The sequence below is a fragment of the Actinomycetota bacterium genome (assembly GCA_041658565.1).
In the GTDB taxonomy this organism is placed as follows: domain Bacteria; phylum Actinomycetota; class AC-67; order AC-67; family AC-67; genus JBAZZY01.
Genome location: JBAZZY010000002.1, coordinates 190,085 through 204,595 on the forward strand (window position 1 = coordinate 190,085; position 14,511 = coordinate 204,595).

At 66.5% G+C, this 14,511-nt stretch carries 17 protein-coding genes; 14 read left to right on the plus strand and 3 right to left on the minus strand.

Annotation, left to right across the window (positions count from 1 at the left end; all coding sequences use genetic code 11):
- Positions 1-150: 150 nt before the first annotated feature.
- From WDA27_03095 to WDA27_03120, 6 genes are all read left to right on the plus strand, one after another.
- Positions 151-978, plus strand: coding sequence for a hypothetical protein (locus WDA27_03095; protein MFA5889932.1), 828 nt, complete (start codon positions 151-153; stop codon positions 976-978).
- A 20-nt stretch (positions 979-998) separates the two neighbouring features.
- The gene (locus WDA27_03100; protein MFA5889933.1) at positions 999-1,253 is read left to right on the plus strand and encodes a PIN domain-containing protein; all 255 of its coding nucleotides are present in this window, start codon (positions 999-1,001) and stop codon (positions 1,251-1,253) included.
- Positions 1,254-1,373: 120 nt separating this feature from the next.
- A complete protein-coding gene (locus WDA27_03105; protein MFA5889934.1) occupies positions 1,374-1,859 on the plus strand; it encodes a hypothetical protein in 486 nt (161 codons plus the stop codon).
- The gene (locus WDA27_03110; protein MFA5889935.1) at positions 1,852-2,409 is read left to right on the plus strand and encodes a hypothetical protein; all 558 of its coding nucleotides are present in this window, start codon (positions 1,852-1,854) and stop codon (positions 2,407-2,409) included. Before WDA27_03105 ends, WDA27_03110 begins: the two co-directional genes overlap by 8 nt.
- A gap of 84 nt (positions 2,410-2,493) precedes the next feature.
- Complete coding sequence (locus WDA27_03115; GenBank protein ID MFA5889936.1) at positions 2,494-2,787, plus strand: DUF1778 domain-containing protein; 294 nt, start codon at positions 2,494-2,496, stop codon at positions 2,785-2,787.
- A gap of 17 nt (positions 2,788-2,804) precedes the next feature.
- Positions 2,805-3,326 (plus strand): GNAT family N-acetyltransferase, encoded by a 522-nt coding sequence (locus WDA27_03120; protein MFA5889937.1) that lies wholly within the window; start codon positions 2,805-2,807, stop codon positions 3,324-3,326.
- 7 nt (positions 3,327-3,333) lie between these two features.
- Here WDA27_03120 and WDA27_03125 read toward each other — a convergent pair whose 3' ends face one another.
- The gene (locus WDA27_03125; GenBank protein MFA5889938.1) at positions 3,334-3,537 is read right to left on the minus strand and encodes a hypothetical protein; all 204 of its coding nucleotides are present in this window, start codon (positions 3,535-3,537) and stop codon (positions 3,334-3,336) included.
- A 487-nt stretch (positions 3,538-4,024) separates the two neighbouring features.
- Here WDA27_03125 and WDA27_03130 point away from each other — a divergent pair, with 487 nt between their 5' ends.
- From WDA27_03130 to mazG, 5 genes are all read left to right on the plus strand, one after another.
- Positions 4,025-4,618, plus strand: coding sequence for a hypothetical protein (locus WDA27_03130; GenBank protein MFA5889939.1), 594 nt, complete (start codon positions 4,025-4,027; stop codon positions 4,616-4,618).
- Between the two features lie 69 nt (positions 4,619-4,687).
- Positions 4,688-5,122 (plus strand): hypothetical protein, encoded by a 435-nt coding sequence (locus WDA27_03135; protein ID MFA5889940.1) that lies wholly within the window; start codon positions 4,688-4,690, stop codon positions 5,120-5,122.
- A gap of 96 nt (positions 5,123-5,218) precedes the next feature.
- Complete coding sequence (gene mfd / locus WDA27_03140; GenBank protein MFA5889941.1) at positions 5,219-8,590, plus strand: transcription-repair coupling factor; 3,372 nt, start codon at positions 5,219-5,221, stop codon at positions 8,588-8,590.
- A gap of 13 nt (positions 8,591-8,603) precedes the next feature.
- Positions 8,604-9,671, plus strand: a complete 1,068-nt coding sequence (locus WDA27_03145; GenBank protein ID MFA5889942.1) for a peptidylprolyl isomerase — start codon at positions 8,604-8,606, stop codon at positions 9,669-9,671.
- 331 nt (positions 9,672-10,002) lie between these two features.
- On the plus strand, positions 10,003-11,070 hold the full coding sequence (gene mazG / locus WDA27_03150) for a nucleoside triphosphate pyrophosphohydrolase (GenBank protein MFA5889943.1): 1,068 nt from the start codon (positions 10,003-10,005) through the stop codon (positions 11,068-11,070).
- A gap of 6 nt (positions 11,071-11,076) precedes the next feature.
- On the opposite strand, the gene WDA27_03155 is transcribed toward mazG, so the two are convergent.
- Positions 11,077-11,256: a toxin-antitoxin system HicB family antitoxin gene (locus tag WDA27_03155; protein ID MFA5889944.1), complete on the minus strand. Its 180-nt coding sequence runs from the start codon at positions 11,254-11,256 to the stop codon at positions 11,077-11,079.
- 11 nt (positions 11,257-11,267) lie between these two features.
- Positions 11,268-12,179 carry an SPFH domain-containing protein gene (locus WDA27_03160; GenBank protein ID MFA5889945.1) on the minus strand — a complete coding sequence of 304 codons (912 nt, stop codon included), beginning with the start codon at positions 12,177-12,179 and terminating at the stop codon, positions 11,268-11,270.
- Between the two features lie 142 nt (positions 12,180-12,321).
- Here WDA27_03160 and eno point away from each other — a divergent pair, with 142 nt between their 5' ends.
- The 3 genes from eno to WDA27_03175 all read left to right on the plus strand — a co-directional run bounded on the left by eno (position 12,322) and on the right by WDA27_03175 (position 14,471).
- Positions 12,322-13,602: a phosphopyruvate hydratase gene (gene eno, locus WDA27_03165; GenBank protein ID MFA5889946.1), complete on the plus strand. Its 1,281-nt coding sequence runs from the start codon at positions 12,322-12,324 to the stop codon at positions 13,600-13,602.
- Complete coding sequence (locus tag WDA27_03170) at positions 13,599-14,006, plus strand: septum formation initiator family protein (protein MFA5889947.1); 408 nt, start codon at positions 13,599-13,601, stop codon at positions 14,004-14,006. Before eno ends, WDA27_03170 begins: the two co-directional genes overlap by 4 nt.
- A gap of 96 nt (positions 14,007-14,102) precedes the next feature.
- A complete protein-coding gene (locus tag WDA27_03175; GenBank protein ID MFA5889948.1) occupies positions 14,103-14,471 on the plus strand; it encodes a S1 RNA-binding domain-containing protein in 369 nt (122 codons plus the stop codon).
- Positions 14,472-14,511: the final 40 nt, after the last annotated feature.

Here is a 14,511-nt window from a genome sequence, read left to right on the forward strand (position 1 = left end):
CCGGCGTCATCGCGCCGGCTGCGGTTTGCGGTCGGTGATCAACAAGAGTGTCGGTAGTCGGGTGGACATCCGGCAGCCAACCGTTAATCTGTCCCGGAGTTGAGGCCGAACGAAGCGTCCAAGCGAACCCGACATTGGGGGTTGCCGGTGATGCCGGCAACCCCCATCTACCTCGCGCTGATCGCCGTCAACAGCGCTGTATGGATGCACGTGTACGCATGGCCAGACGACACCTCGAACGTCATGCCGCTGGCCGTCTCGACGGCAGTCACTGCGCTGCTCGCTGGGCTCGTGACGCGCGAGCCGGCGCGCCGCATTGGCATCGCGTCCGTCGCAGGTCCGGCAGTGCTCGCGCTGTTCACGGCGTCGCGTGGCGACGAGGACGGGTTGTGGGGTCTCGTCTACGTGTACCTCGTGGGTCTGGCGATCCTGAGCACTTTCCTCGGGGAGCGTTTCGGTCGCGGGCCAGAACGTGAAGGCGCCCCCGCGTGGGTGCAACCGGCGCCGAACACGCTGGTGTCGGACGTGCCCGCGCTCCAAGGGCCAACGCGCGTCTCGTCTGCCTCCGCGTGGATCCTCGCCGTCACGGCCATCGCTGCCGGGGTCGTCGCCATAGTCTCGAATTGGCCGCGGCCGTACGCGGACATCCGTGCCGCGCTGAGCGCGATCGATCTCTCCGGCTTCGAGCGCGTGTCCGAGCGCAGATCGGGGGACGCGCTGTCGACGGCGCGCCCACCGCAGCTGGCGTTGTTGGTGCAGAGCGCCCAGCGGCAGGGGCGTGCGTGCGAGGCATTGCGAACGGCGCTGCACGCTGCGGACGTAGTCATCCGATCGATCGAGGAGCCCTGCGACATCACGGGGAGGTTCGCGGGTCGCTTCCACGGCGGCAGGATCGGCTTCTACGTAACGCCCGCCTCCCGGGCGCCGGAGCCGCGCCCGGCGCGCTTCTATGTCGTTGGCGTCTTCCACGCGGAATAGCGTGCCGAGGACGCGAATGCCTGGCAGGGAAGGAACCGGGGCGCGCGGAAGAGGCGGTCGCTCATGTGGCCAGGATTGCCACCGTCGTCGAGCCCGCGGAGCGGGTAGCGGTCGTGGCCGCCGACCCTGCCGATGACCGCGTCCTTGAAGCGGCCTTCGAGGCCGCCGCGGACGTCATCGTGTCGGGCGACAAGCACCTCTTGCGGATCGGCGAGTGGAGAGACATCCGCATCGTCTCGCCTGCGGAGTTCCTCGCCGGACTCGAGCTCGGCTAGAGGTGGCCGATTGCGGCGGTCTCGCTTCGGCCGTGCCGCAGTGGATTCACCACCCCGACGGGGCGCTGAGCCGGCGGGATCGGTGGGCGCTCATTTGGATAGTGGTACACTATACCCACTATGGCGTATGTGGTTCGGCGGCCGCGGGGGCGGTGGGAGGTTCGGGAGTCCTTCAGCACGCCCGAGGGTCCGCGGTCGCGCACGCTCGTGTCGTTCACGGCTCTGTCGGACGATGTCGTCGCGCGCGCGCAACGGGCTTCACGGGCGGGCTTAGAACCCGAGCAGATCGTTCGAGCCGCCCGCAAGGTCGGGGCTCCGGTCGATCCCGAACACCCCGACGAGCTGGCTGCGGCGTTGTTGCGCAGCATCGCGCGCGGACGTCATCCGCGTCCGGCGTTGCTGCGACTAGTGCGGGATCGGACCAAGCACGCACCGGCCTTGCGCCGCCCGATCGACGACGCGCTGGACCCTTGGATTGGGGCTTCCCTGGAAGAGCGGGGGGACGCGCTCATCGACTTGCTCGGTCTGGTCGACGCGCTCCCGGCGCCGCGCCGTTCTCCGCTCGCGTTCCCAGGCCTGTCCCGGGCTCGGCTCGCCGATGGCTGAGTCGGGGCTTGCCCAGAAGGTGGTGCGCGTTCACCGCGCGCTCGAGCGCGCGCGGATTCCTCATGCCTTTGGCGGCGCACTCGCGCTGGCCTACTACGCGACCCCGCGCGCGACGGTGGACATCGACGTGAACGTCTTCGTTCCCGTGCTCGGCTGGACCAAGGTTGCGGCGGCCTTACGCCGGGTGGGGGTCAAGGAGATGCCGGCCGAAGGCGAGGTCGCCCGCAACGGCCAGTGCCGTGCGTGGTGGGGGCGGAATCCGGTCGATCTGTTCTTCTCCTACGACGAGGTCCACGAAGCGATGCGCACCGCCTGCCGGACGGTTCCCTTCGGCGAGGCCACCATCCCGATCCTTGCGCCGGAGCATCTGATGGTCGCGAAGGTCGCGTTCAATCGCGCCAAGGACTGGATCGACATCGAGGAGATGCTGATCGCGCTCGACGCCGTAGACCTTGGCGAAGTTCGGCGGTGGCTGGATCATCTGGTCAGCAAAACCGACCCGCGGGCAAAGCGGTTTGCGGCCCTCGCCGGGCAGATCCGCGGAGGATAGATCCGCCTTGACCTGTGGCACCCGTTGTACGTACGCTGGGATGGATCGAATGGATGTACAGCGTGCGTACGGCAAGGTGAGGGAATGGCGACTCCAGCGAAGGAATACAAAGACCAGCGGCTTTCCTTGCGGATCAGCCGGCGCCAGCGCGAGGTGATCGCGCAAGCTGCGGAGGTCGCAGAGACCGACGTGAGCGCCTTCGTCCTGGACGCCGCGCTCGTGAGCGCCCAAAAGGTGCTTGCCGATCGTAGGTTCTTCTCCATCTCGGGCGAGGCCTGGGACCGGTTCGTCGAGATTCTCGACCGCCCGGTGACACCCCTCAGCTCCAAGCCCCGCTTGGAGGATCTGCTCACGAAACCGTCTGTCTTGGAGCGGTAGCCCGCCGCCACTTCGCTATGGGCGAGTTCTCGCAGATCGCGCGTCTCGCAGCCGACGACGACGTCGCTCCCTTTGACTGCGGCGAGGTCGAGCTGAATGAGTTCCTCAAGCGACACGCCCGCGCGGGCAACGCGTCCAACAGCGCGGTCACGTTCGTGGTCAAGAAGGAGGGACGTGTCGCCGGCTACTACACCCTCGCGGCGGGCGGAGTCGATCGCCGGGATGCGCCGCTGCGTGTCGCAAAGGGCCTGGGGGGATACCCGGTTCCCATCGTCCTGCTTGCGCGCCTGGCGGTGGACGCGCGCGCGCAGGGAAAGGGACTCGGCTCTGCCCTGCTGAAAGACGCAATGATTCGCGCGGCCGGGGTGGGTGCGGAGATCGGCGTGCGCGCGCTGGTCGTTCACGCGAAGAACGAGAAGGCGCGCGCGTACTACGCGCACTTCAACTTCGAGCCGTCCCCGACGCATCCCCTGCATCTGTTCTTGCTGATGAAGGACCTGCTCTCCTACCTCGTGGACATCGGGTATTTGCAGCGCTGAGCGCGCGTCAGTTCTTTGGGATCGGCGCGGCGGCGGCGCCGGCGCCGGTGAGGGGGCCGCGACGGCGCGGTTCGCGGACTCCGGTGTCGGGGCCGCCGCGGTGAGGAGGGACTCCGGGACGGCGCGCGCGCCGTCGCGCGAGAAGCATGATCAATCCGACCGGGAACACGATGATCTGAAACGCGCGCGCCAGTTTGCGACCCTTGGCCATGCGCCATCTTCCTTCGCTGAGTCGAGCCGGTCAACGAGTTGACTCACCGAACGGGGTTTCGAAGCCGATTCGTGTTCTCATAGGACGTAGTCGCGCGGCATTGGCCATTGTGCAGCGCAAACGTGGGTCGCCGTTGGAAACGGGACAGCGGGCCGGCGCGCCGCAGGTCGCGTGCCAGTCGGTCTCTTCGGACTTGGACCGCGTTGCCTTCAAGGGTCCTTTCGTGGTGGCGCCGCAGCGTGTGAGGAAGTCCCGCTGCCCTGCGAGGGAACGGATCCTGCAATGTGACCCTGGCGACTCGCTCCCCTTGACGTGTGTGTGTGTGTGTGTGGTCCACTATCGATGCATTTGGTGTTCCGCGACGCTGGGATGGATTCGGGATTCCTCAGGCAAGGCGCCGGACGTAGCAGTTGACTGTCATCGCTTCCGATTCTCCGGAACCACCTGTGTCGCAGAGCGGCCGGGATTCAACTGGAAGGGGGAGCCGGTGCAGAAGCAAGCGCGAGCAATGGTATGTGCGGTAATGGTTGCTCTTGCGACCATCGCTGCGCCGATCGCGTCGTCGGCGGATTCGCTGGGAGACGTGGCGTCGGGTGCCGAACAATTGGAGCCGGGCGCATTCGGAACCGAGGAGTGGAAGGATCCGGCCAGGTCGCTGTTCCCGAATCCCGGCGACGTCGGGCAACTTGCCAGGCGCGTGTTCGGCGGAAGGTTTGCGGGCGTCTGGATTGAGCGGCCGAGTGACGCGAGCGAGCGCGACCGGACGGCGTGGCTGAATGTGTCGGTTGTAGACCTGGCCGCGTCCGATGAGGAGTACGTCCGCGAAGTAACGAATGGCAATGACTATGTAAGGGTGCTGGGCGCGCGTTACGGAGAGGCAACCCTGAGTGAGTGGCGGGATAACCTTGCGGGCTATCTCACGGTTCAGGGGAAGAGAGATTGGTTTGTCACTGCGGATGCGCCGTCGAACTTGGTCATTGTGCAGGTGGGTGACCCCCCCGAAGGACTTGTCGAGTACGCACGAGTGCAAGGCATTCCCGACGCAGCGTGGCGACTGGTGCGCGAGCCGGGAGGGTCGTAGGCCATGACCAAGACGATGCAGCGCCGAGCACTGCTCGGCGATCTGGAAGTCGTTCTCTACACGGGGTAGGTGGGCATGCGGACGGGGAGTCGTGGCCGACGCGAAAGACTTGCGACGAGCGCAGCGCTCGTTCTGTGCGTGGGTCTTCTTGCTGGACTGGTGGGGTGCACGTCCGACGCCGGCCCCAAGCCGGTGGATCGCGAGTCTCTTGTCAGCGTGCCTTGGGAATTGGTGTCCAAGGACGGAAGTCGGCTGGAGATTCGCATCACCGACGGGGGTTGTTTCGTCTTCGAGCGCACAGACGTCGAGGAGAGCGATGACCAGATTGTGGTTACTGCCCTCGCGCGGAATCTGGAGAACAGCCTCGATGATCCGGCATCGCCGGTGGCGTGCGTGGCGAGAGAGAACCACAAGGCCGCATCGGTCTCTTTGAAAGAGCCCGTGGGAAACCGCGAGGTGAAGCCGGCGCCCGTCTCGAGTGAGTGGACCGACTCCGGCAAATGAACCCCGAGAGCGCCGCGGAACCCGTCTGATCGCGGGTAGAGCCCGCTGCTAGACTCGCCGCAGGCCCCGGTCGCCGCGATCGGAGCCCTTGTTTGCGTGCTCGAACATCCGCTTGCTCCGCTGCTGCAGGCCTCGCCGAGTCTCGACGAGGCCGTGGATGTGCTGCGCTCCGGCGGCACGTTAACCTGCGTCGAACCGGCGCGCGCCGCGGTGGTTGCCGCTCTGGCGCGCGCGCCGGAGGACCGCTGGCTGGTGCTTGCGTCCTCGGGCAGGGAGGCCGAGCGCCTGGAGAGCGAGTTGCGGGGCTGGACGGATACTGCGGTTCTGTTCCCGGCCTCGGAGACGTTGCCGCACGAGCGCTTGTCGCCGCGGCCCGAGACGGTCGCGCGCCGGCTGGCCGCGCTGCGCGCGTTCCGCGAGGGTGCGGCGCGCGTCATGGTCGCGCCGGTGCTCGCGGCGATGCAGGACATGGTTCCCGGAGCCGAGCAGATCGCCCCGGTCGTCGTGCGCTCCGGCGCGCAGCACGACCTTGAAGCGGTGGTGCGCGCGCTTGCGGCGCTGGACTACCACCGCACGGATTTGGTCGAGCGGCGCGGCGAGATGGCGGTGCGCGGCGGTTTGCTCGACGTGTTCCCCCCGACCTTGAACCACCCGGTTCGCATCGAGTTCTTTGGCGACGAGGTGGAGTCGATTCGCACGTTCGCGGTCGCGAGTCAGCGCTCGCTGGAGCGGATCGAACAGATCGAGGCGTACCCGTGCCGGGAGCTGCTTCCAACGACGGAGGTGTGTGAGCGCGCGCGCACCGCGATCGAGCGCTGGCCGACCGAACGCGTCGAGTTAAATCGCCTGGCCGACGGTCAGACCTTCGAGGGTGTCGAGGCGCTCGTGGCGCTGCTTTGGGAGCAGCCTCCGATCTTGCGCGATTTGTTGCCGTCGGGGACGCGCGTGTTGGTGGTCGAGCCCAAGCGCGTTGCGGATCGCGTGACGGAGATGATGCACGAGGTTGAGGAGTTGCGCGGCGCGGCCTGGGGAGCGGCAGGCGAGGGGGGGCGCGCGCCGGCCGCCGGAACACTCGCCGCCCCATCGCGCGCCCTCGGCGACGAGGTCGCCTCGCTCACCGGGTTCCGCGGCGAGGATCCCGTGCTGGAGGCGAGCACGTGGGACGTTGCGCGCGGCGATGTCGCGAAGATGGCGGGCGCGGCGCGCGGGTTGCTGCGCGACGGCTATCGGGTCGTGGCGTGCGCGGCGACCGACGGTGCCGCGCAGCGCGTCGCGGAAGTCCTGGCCGAGCACGACGTTGCGGCCTCGCTCGTCTCCGTCGCAGGGACCGATGATTCGGCGGCGACGACGGTGGTCGCGCCGGTAACAGAAGGCTTTTGGTCTCCGGCAATGCGCCTTGCGTTGATCGGCGAGAGCGACTTGTTCGGCAAGCGGCGCGCGCACCGCGAACCCAAGGCCGGCCGCCGCTACGCGACGCCGCTGGATCTGGTCGAAGGGGACCTCGTCGTGCACGTGGTGCATGGGGTCGGGCGCTATCGCGGCGTGGAGACGCGCAGCATCGGCGACTCGGTCAACGACTACATCGTTTTGGAGTACGCAGCGGGTGACAGACTGTACGTCCCGGCCGATCAAGTGGACGCGGTGTCCAAGTACGTCGGCGGCGAGGTGCCCAAGATGCATCGCCTGGGCACCGGAGACTGGAACCGACAGAAGGCGCGTGTGCGCAAGGCCGTGCGGGACATGGCCGGAGAGTTGATCAAGTTGTATGCGGAGCGCGCGCGCCAGCCGGGGCACGCGTTCTCCTCGGACCAGCCCTGGCAGGCGGAACTGGAGGATGCGTTCCCGTACGTCGAGACGCGCGATCAGCTCAGCGCCATCGACGACGTAAAGACCGACATGGAGCGCACGAGTCCGATGGATCGCTTGATTTGCGGCGACGTCGGGTTCGGCAAGACCGAGATCGCGATTCGCGCGGCTTTCAAGGCTGTGCTGGATCAAAAACAAGTCGCCGTGCTGGTTCCCACGACGCTGCTCGCGCAGCAGCACTACGCGACGTTCTCGGAACGGTTCGCGCCGTTCCCGGTTCGCGTCGCGGTGATGTCGCGATTCGTGGGCGCCAAGGCGCAAAAGCAGGCGCTTGAGGAGATCGCGCGCGGCAAGGTGGACATCGTGATCGGCACGCATCGGCTGCTCCAAAAAGACGTCATCTTCGCGGATTTGGGGTTGCTGATCGTGGACGAGGAGCAACGCTTCGGCGTGGCGCACAAGGAGCGCATCAAGCAGTTGCGCACGAGCGTGGATGTCTTGACGCTCACCGCGACGCCGATTCCGCGCACGATGGAGATGGCCATGTCGGGGATCCGCGACATGAGCGTGATCGATACCCCCCCCGAGGACCGTCACCCTGTGCTCACTTTCGTTGGATCCTCCAGCGATGAGACTCTGGCGCGCGCCATCCGCCGCGAACTCCTGCGTGAAGGTCAGACCTTCTACGTTCACAACCAAGTCCACGACATCGAAAGCGTTGCCGGGAACGTCCGGCGTTTGGTCCCCGAGGCGCGCGTCGGAATCGCGCACGGGCAGATGGATGAGCGCCTTCTCGAGCGCGTGATGCTGGACTTCTGGGACCGCAACTACGACGTTCTGGTCGCCACCACCATCATCGAAAGCGGCCTGGACATCCCGACCGCGAACACGCTGATCGTCGATCGCGCGGACGCGCTCGGCTTGTCGCAGCTTTACCAGTTGCGCGGCCGCGTCGGCCGCAGCCGCGAGCGCGCGTACGCGTACTTCCTTTACCCGCAGGACAGGACCCTCACCGAGCAGTCGCACGCGCGCCTGACGGCCATCGGTCAGTTCACCGAACTCGGCAGCGGCTTGCGCATCGCGATGCGGGACCTGGAGATCCGCGGCGCGGGGAACTTGCTCGGCGGCGAGCAGGCAGGACACATCGCCGCCGTCGGCTACGACTTGTACGTGCGCCTTTTGGCCGAGGCGGTTGAAGAGGCGCGCGGCCACGCGCCGACGCAGAAGTTGGAGGTCAAGATCGACCTCCCGGTGGACGCGCACTTGCCGGAATCCTGGATCGAGCGCGAAGGCCTGCGGCTGGAGGCCTATCGGCGCGTGGCCGAAGCCGAGTCGTCCGCAGCACTGGACGATGTCCGCGTCGAGCTGCGCGACCGCTACGGCGAGTTCCCCGCGCAGGCAGAGAACCTGTTCACGGTGGCCGAGATCCGGTTCGTGGTGGGCTCGCGGGGCGCGCGCACCCTGTCGGCGCACGGCGGCAACGTGCGCATCGAGCCCTTCGTTCTGGCTCAATCCGAGCAAGTCCGAATGAAGCGGCTGTTCCCGAGGTCGCTGTACAAGGATGCGACCTTCACCGCCATCATCCCCATCCCGCCGGACCTGCCCAGTGGGCCGGCCGTATGGCTCCTCGGGGCTCTGCGGGAGCTACTGTCCGAGGACTGATATCCTGCCGGGCGTGAAACTTCGACTGATTTCCCTATCGATTCTGCTCGCCCTCGGCGCCACAAGTTGCGCCGGCATCCTTTCGGCGAGCGCCGCCGTCGTGAACGGCGTCCGTATCTCTGTAGAAGAATTGGACCTGCAGGTCGACTCGACGATGAAGGGCGGTCAGTTCGGTCCCGCGCAGGGCGCCGAGGGCCGCCTATCGGTCGCGCGCCAAGTGCTCGTAGGGCTGATCCAGCAAGAACTCATCACCCAGGAAGCGGCTCGTCGCGGCGTAGTCGCCGACAAGAAGAGCATCGACGAGGAGTTCGCGAAGATCCGCGCGGAATTCGCGAGCGAAGCCGAATTCAACAAGCGGATTGCCGAATTCGGCTACACGATCGATTCCCTTCGTAAGCGCATCGGTCAGCAGATCGTCTTCGAGAAGTTGAAGGTCGTCCTCGCCGGAGAGGTCACCGACGCGCAGGTGCGCGAGGTCTATCAGGCCGAGCAGAATCGTTACCGACAGGTGAAGGTTCGCCACATCCTGTGGACCGTGAGCCCTGAGCGCACCGATGCGAAGGCGCGCGCGGCAGCGACTGCGGCACTGGCGCAGATCAAGGCCGGAGCGAGCTTTGCGGCGCTGGCGAAGAAGGTTTCCGAAGACCCGGGGTCCAAGGCTAAGGGCGGCTTGCTCCAAGGTTTTGTAGCGCTTGCGTCACTTGACCCGACCTTCGGGCAGGCGGCGTGGGGCGCGAAGATCGGAACTGCGGTAGGCCCGGTGCGCAGCCAGTTCGGATATCACCTGATCGTCACAGAGGCCCGGCGAACTCAGCCGTTCTCAGAGGTCGCCGAGGAGATCCGCGCGCAAATGCAGGGTCAGGCGGGGGACAGCGCGTTCTCTGAGTTCTTGAAGACCGAGGTCAAGTCGGCGAAGGTCGTGGTGAATCCTCGCTATGGCGACTGGGATGCCGAGAACAGCACGGTTGTGCCGCATTCCGGGTTCGTGCCCGCCGAGGAACCCAGTGTCGGCGAGCAGCCGCCCGGTGGCTTCGGCGAATTGCCGACGGGCAGTGGCGCGCCTCCTGCCGGTCATCCCTGACGCGCGCCGACCGTAGAAACGAAGGAGGGGCCCGAAGGCCCCTCCTGTCGGTTTCACGCCTCGGTTCGTCGCGCATGTCGCGCGCGCGGCCGGTGGACTGAGCCGGCCCCGAGACGCTCGGTGCGCTGGTGGGATTCCGCCGGGAACCACTCGGTTCCGGAATCCGGCGGTTCGGGAGCGAACTCCTGCGAACCCCGAGCGGTCCCTCTAGCGTTCAGGCACCTCGCAGGTCCTGGAATCTAACGGCAAACGGGACCACCTCCTCTCTAGCGTGACGTAAGTGTGGCACGCCGTCCGTCGCGGCGCCACGAGCCCGGGTACGCTTTTGTGCATGGCACGAATTCTTCTGGTCCTGCCCGGCGCCGGTTCTCCGGAGTTGCTCGCGCTCGAGGCGTGGCAGGCGCTTATGAGTGTTCCCGCGTTCGCTTCACCCGGCGAGGAACTTGCCACGCGATTGCGTCAGTTGGGATACGAAGTAGGCGAACTGGTCGAAGCGGGGCCTTTACAAGATGAACCCGCCCGAGGGGGACTTCCGCTGCTGCATTCGCACGCCGCGATCCCCGAGGGCGCGCGCGCGCTGGCGGGGCGGCTGGTCGAGCTGGCGGCCGAACGCGGCGAGATTGCGTTCATCGGGGGTGACGAGGCCGTCACGCGCGCGCTGACCGAGCGCGGCATGGCGGGTGAGGTCGAGGTCGAGTTCGTCATGGGGCGGGTTCCTCGGGGTCACGCGCTCATCGAACTCGTGAGCGTGATGGCGCGCCTGCGCGGTCCGGGAGGTTGCCCGTGGGACGCCGAGCAGACCCACCAAACACTCGCCGAGCACTTGCTCGAAGAGGCCTACGAGTTGCTCGAAGCGATCGAGTCCGGAGATGAAGAGCACATCGCCGAGGAGCTTGGTGACGTGCTCCTGCAGGTCGTGTTCCACGCGCAGATGGGAACCGATGCAGACGTCTTCGACATCGACGACGTCGCTCGCGGGCTCATCGACAAGCTGGTGCGACGGCACCCCCACGTGTTCGGGGAGGTCGAGGTGTCCGGCCCGCAAGAGGTCGTGCGCAACTGGGACCGGATCAAGCACAAGGAGAAGGGGCGACGAAGCGCCGCCGACGGGATTCCCGAGGCCCTGCCGGCGCTGGCTTACGCGCAGAAGATCCAGCGTCGTGCCGCTTCGTTTGCGCTCGGGGATTTGGTGGATCCCCGAGTCGCCGGGGCGTTGTCGGAACTCGAATCCGCTTCGGAATCTCAGCGCGAGGCGGCGTTGGGCGAGTTGCTCCTGTCGGTGGTCGCCCTTGCCCGATCCTTGGACCTGGACGCCGAGACCGCACTTCGCCGGGCCGCGCGCCTCTTTCGGGATCGCGTCGTCGATGCCGAGCGCCGCGCGCGCGAGACCGAGTCGTAGGAACCGTTACGTGCGGCCGGGCGCGCGCCGCGGCTTGGGCGCGCGCCCGGCCTGACGGACGGCCTGGGACAGCAAGTACTCGATCTGGCCGTTGACGCTGCGCATCTCGTCCGCGGCCCACTTCTCAAGCGCAGCGTGGAGATCCGGGTTGATCCGGAGCGGGAAGCTCTTGCGCTCCGCGGCCATGTCTAGGGCTCCTACTGATGCAGCGTGCCGGTGTTGACGATGGGATGCACTGCCTGGTCCCCAGTGAGTACGACGAGCAGGTTGGAGATCATTGCCGCCTTGCGTTCGTCGTCCAACTCGATGATGCCGTCGCGTTCGATCATCTTCAGCGCCATGTCCACCATGCCCACCGCGCCCTCGACCATCTTCTGACGTGCGGCGACGATGGCGCTTGCTTGCTGGCGCCGGAGCATGACGCTGGCGATCTCGGGGGCGTACGAGAGATGGGAAAGGCGTGTCTCGACGATCGAGACGCCCGCCGACGCAAGCCGCTCTTCGAGTTCCTGCTGAAGCGTGGCGCTTACTTCGTCGATGTTCCCGCTCAGAGACATGCCCGCTTGGTCGTGGCTATCGTAGGGATACTGGGTGGCGAGGTGGCGGATGGCCGTCTCGCTCTGGGTCTTTACGAAGGCCTCGTAGTCGTTGACGTCGAAGATCGCGCGCGCGGTGTCCACGACACGCCAGACGATGACCGCGGCGATTTCGACGGGGTTTCCGCTTGCGTCGTTGACCTTCAGTCGTTCGGAGTCGAAGTTGCGGATACGCAGCGATACAAGGCGGCGCTGTCCGACGGTGAGCGGGTTGGTCCAGTGCCATCCGGTCGCGCGCACCGTGCCCCGGTACCGGCCGAACAGGACGACGACCTTCGCGTGGTTGGGCTGAACGACGAAGAACCCGAGGGGGAGGAAGATCCCCTTGAGCAAGAGCAAGCCGGCCAGGACGAACGCGACTACCTGTGCCGATCCGGCTCGGCCGGAGTTCGCGGTTGCAACCCCCGCGATTGCGAACAGGGCCGCCGAGCCCGCGACCACGGCGAATTCGAGCACGGCGACTGCCGCACCGGGCAGGGTCCGGGCGCTGAGTTCCTCAGTGTGTTGTTGCATTTTCGACCTCCTCATCCCGCGAGTGGTATCAGAATGATATCACCCCGGCCACAGGCGAGGAACAGCGCTTCGGCGCGCGCTACCCTGCGGCACGGGCGGCCGTTGCTAGGATTCGACGGATATGACTTCCTGGGGATGAGAGATGACCGAGATCATTGATGTGCACGCGCGCGAGGTGCTGGACTCGCGCGGAAACCCCACTGTCGAGGTGGACGTATCGCTGGCGGACGGTTCCCTTGGGCGCGCGATCGTGCCCTCGGGGGCTTCGACGGGTGCGCACGAGGCCTTAGAGCTTCGCGACGGAGACGACAAGCGCTACGGCGGCAAGGGCGTGCAGCGCGCAGTCCTCAACGTCAACGAGTCCATCAGGCCCCAGATTCTCGGCGCTGAGGCCGAGGATCAGCGCGCGCTGGACCGCCTGCTGCTCGATCTCGACGGCACGGAGAACAAGAGCGAGCTTGGGGCGAACGCCATGCTCGGCGTATCGCTCGCGACCGCCAAGGCTGCGGCGGAATCTTGCGGGCTGCCGCTGTTTCGCTACCTCGGCGGCGCGAATGCGCACACGCTGCCGGTTCCGTGTCTGAACGTGCTCAACGGCGGCGCGCACGCGGACAACTCCGTGGACGTGCAGGAGTTCATGATCGTTCCGGTCGGCGCGGCGTCCTTCTCAGAGGCAATCCGCTGGAGCGCCGAGGTCTTTCACGCGCTGCGCTCGGTGTTGCGCGCGCGGGGTCTTGCGACGGGCGTCGGCGACGAGGGCGGTTTCGCTCCCAATCTTGCCGCCAACGACGAAGCACTGGAGTTGCTGATGGAGGCGATTCGATCTGCCGGGTTGGAGCCGGGAGAGGAGATGGCCCTTGCTCTTGACGTGGCGGCGACCGAGTTGTTCGAGGACGATGCTTACGACTTCCCCGGCGAGGGGCAACGCTTCACGGCCGCGGAACTTGCCGACCGGTATGCCGGCTGGGTTGACGCTTACCCGATCCTCTCGATTGAGGACCCGTTCTCCGAAGACGACTGGGATGGCTGGGCGTTGGGAACAAAGGAGTTGGGATCGCGCGCGCAGGTCGTCGGCGACGACATCTTCGTGACGAATCCCGAACGCCTCGCGCGCGGGATTGCGTCGGGAGTGGGCAACGCGATCCTTATCAAGGTCAACCAGATCGGAACGCTGACCGAAACGCTCGATGTGATCGAGATGGCCGGGCGCGCGGGGTATAGGTGCATGATCTCGCACCGTTCGGGCGAATCCGAAGACGCGACGATCGCCGACCTCGCGGTAGCGACCGGTGCCGGCCAGATCAAGACCGGTGCGCCCAACCGTGGCGAACGGACGGCGAAGTACAACCAGTTGCTGCGCATTGAGGAGATGCTCGGCGATGCATCTCGCTATGCGGGCAAGGACGCCTTCGGGGGCCGATGATGGGGCGCGAGCGCAGGTTGCCGGCACCGCGGGTCGCGATCTTGATCCTTGTGGTCGGCGGTCTCTTGGCAACGAGCGTGTTGCCGATGCGCCGCTACATTGATCTTCGCGGCCGGATCGCATCCCTGCAGGAGCAAGACCGGGCCCTTGACCGGCAGGCCGAGATGCTTCGCCAACGGAAGTTCCAACTTCGAACTCCCGAGGAGATCGAGCGGATCGCGCGCGAAGATCTGGGGATGGTTCGTCCCGGAGAGGTTCCGTTCGTCGTCATCGACCCGTCATCGACCCCGCGGCTGGGTCCGCCCGTTCCCGCTCCACAAGCCGCACATGAGGATCCGGGAGACAGCTCTTGGCTCACTCGTTGGTGGGCGGCGCTGAGATCCACCGTGCGCACCGTCCGCTAGCTGCGCCATTGACCGTCGTCCCGGCCCCCGCGTAGCATGGCTGTGACTTCCGGCGCAGGGCCGGAATTTCTGCCTGAAAGGGGCTCGATCCGACATATGCCAGTCGAGGTAGGGGCAATAATCGAGGGAACGGTCATCCGCCTGGCGCCGTACGGCGCATTTGTCGAGCTTGAGACCGGGGAAACCGGGCTCGTGCACATCTCCGAAATCGACCGTAACTTCGTTCGCGAAGTGACCGAGCACCTGCGCGAGAGCGACAAGGTCATGGTTAAGGTCGTGGGGATCAAGGAGGGCGGCAAGATCGATCTTTCGATCAAGCAGGCAGCGCCCGACTGGCAACCGGAGCCCCGACGCGTCCGACGGGACCGCGATCCGGAGTTTGAGGGCAAGCTCAAGCGGTTCATGAAGCAGAGCGAGGAGAACCTCGTGGACTGGCGCCGTCAGCGTGAGTCGAAGCGAGGCTGACGCCCCCGGGCGAACCCGACGCGATTGCAGGGAAGGCGGC

What these genes read in the sequence shown, in the direction of transcription:
- WDA27_03175 (MFA5889948.1), top strand. Translation starts at nt 14,103, where the DNA reads ATGCCAGTCGAGGTAGGGGCAATAATCGAGGGAACGGTCATCCGCCTG.
- WDA27_03125 (MFA5889938.1), bottom strand. Translation starts at nt 3,537, where the DNA reads ATGGCCAAGGGTCGCAAACTGGCGCGCGCGTTTCAGATCATCGTGTTC.
- eno (MFA5889946.1), top strand. Translation starts at nt 12,322, where the DNA reads ATGACCGAGATCATTGATGTGCACGCGCGCGAGGTGCTGGACTCGCGC.
- WDA27_03160 (MFA5889945.1), bottom strand. Translation starts at nt 12,179, where the DNA reads ATGCAACAACACACTGAGGAACTCAGCGCCCGGACCCTGCCCGGTGCG.
- WDA27_03110 (MFA5889935.1), top strand. Translation starts at nt 1,852, where the DNA reads ATGGCTGAGTCGGGGCTTGCCCAGAAGGTGGTGCGCGTTCACCGCGCG.
- WDA27_03155 (MFA5889944.1), bottom strand. Translation starts at nt 11,256, where the DNA reads ATGGCCGCGGAGCGCAAGAGCTTCCCGCTCCGGATCAACCCGGATCTC.
- WDA27_03105 (MFA5889934.1), top strand. Translation starts at nt 1,374, where the DNA reads ATGGCGTATGTGGTTCGGCGGCCGCGGGGGCGGTGGGAGGTTCGGGAG.
- WDA27_03170 (MFA5889947.1), top strand. Translation starts at nt 13,599, where the DNA reads ATGATGGGGCGCGAGCGCAGGTTGCCGGCACCGCGGGTCGCGATCTTG.
- mazG (MFA5889943.1), top strand. Translation starts at nt 10,003, where the DNA reads ATGGCACGAATTCTTCTGGTCCTGCCCGGCGCCGGTTCTCCGGAGTTG.
- WDA27_03115 (MFA5889936.1), top strand. Translation starts at nt 2,494, where the DNA reads ATGGCGACTCCAGCGAAGGAATACAAAGACCAGCGGCTTTCCTTGCGG.
- WDA27_03095 (MFA5889932.1), top strand. Translation starts at nt 151, where the DNA reads ATGCCGGCAACCCCCATCTACCTCGCGCTGATCGCCGTCAACAGCGCT.
- WDA27_03120 (MFA5889937.1), top strand. Translation starts at nt 2,805, where the DNA reads ATGGGCGAGTTCTCGCAGATCGCGCGTCTCGCAGCCGACGACGACGTC.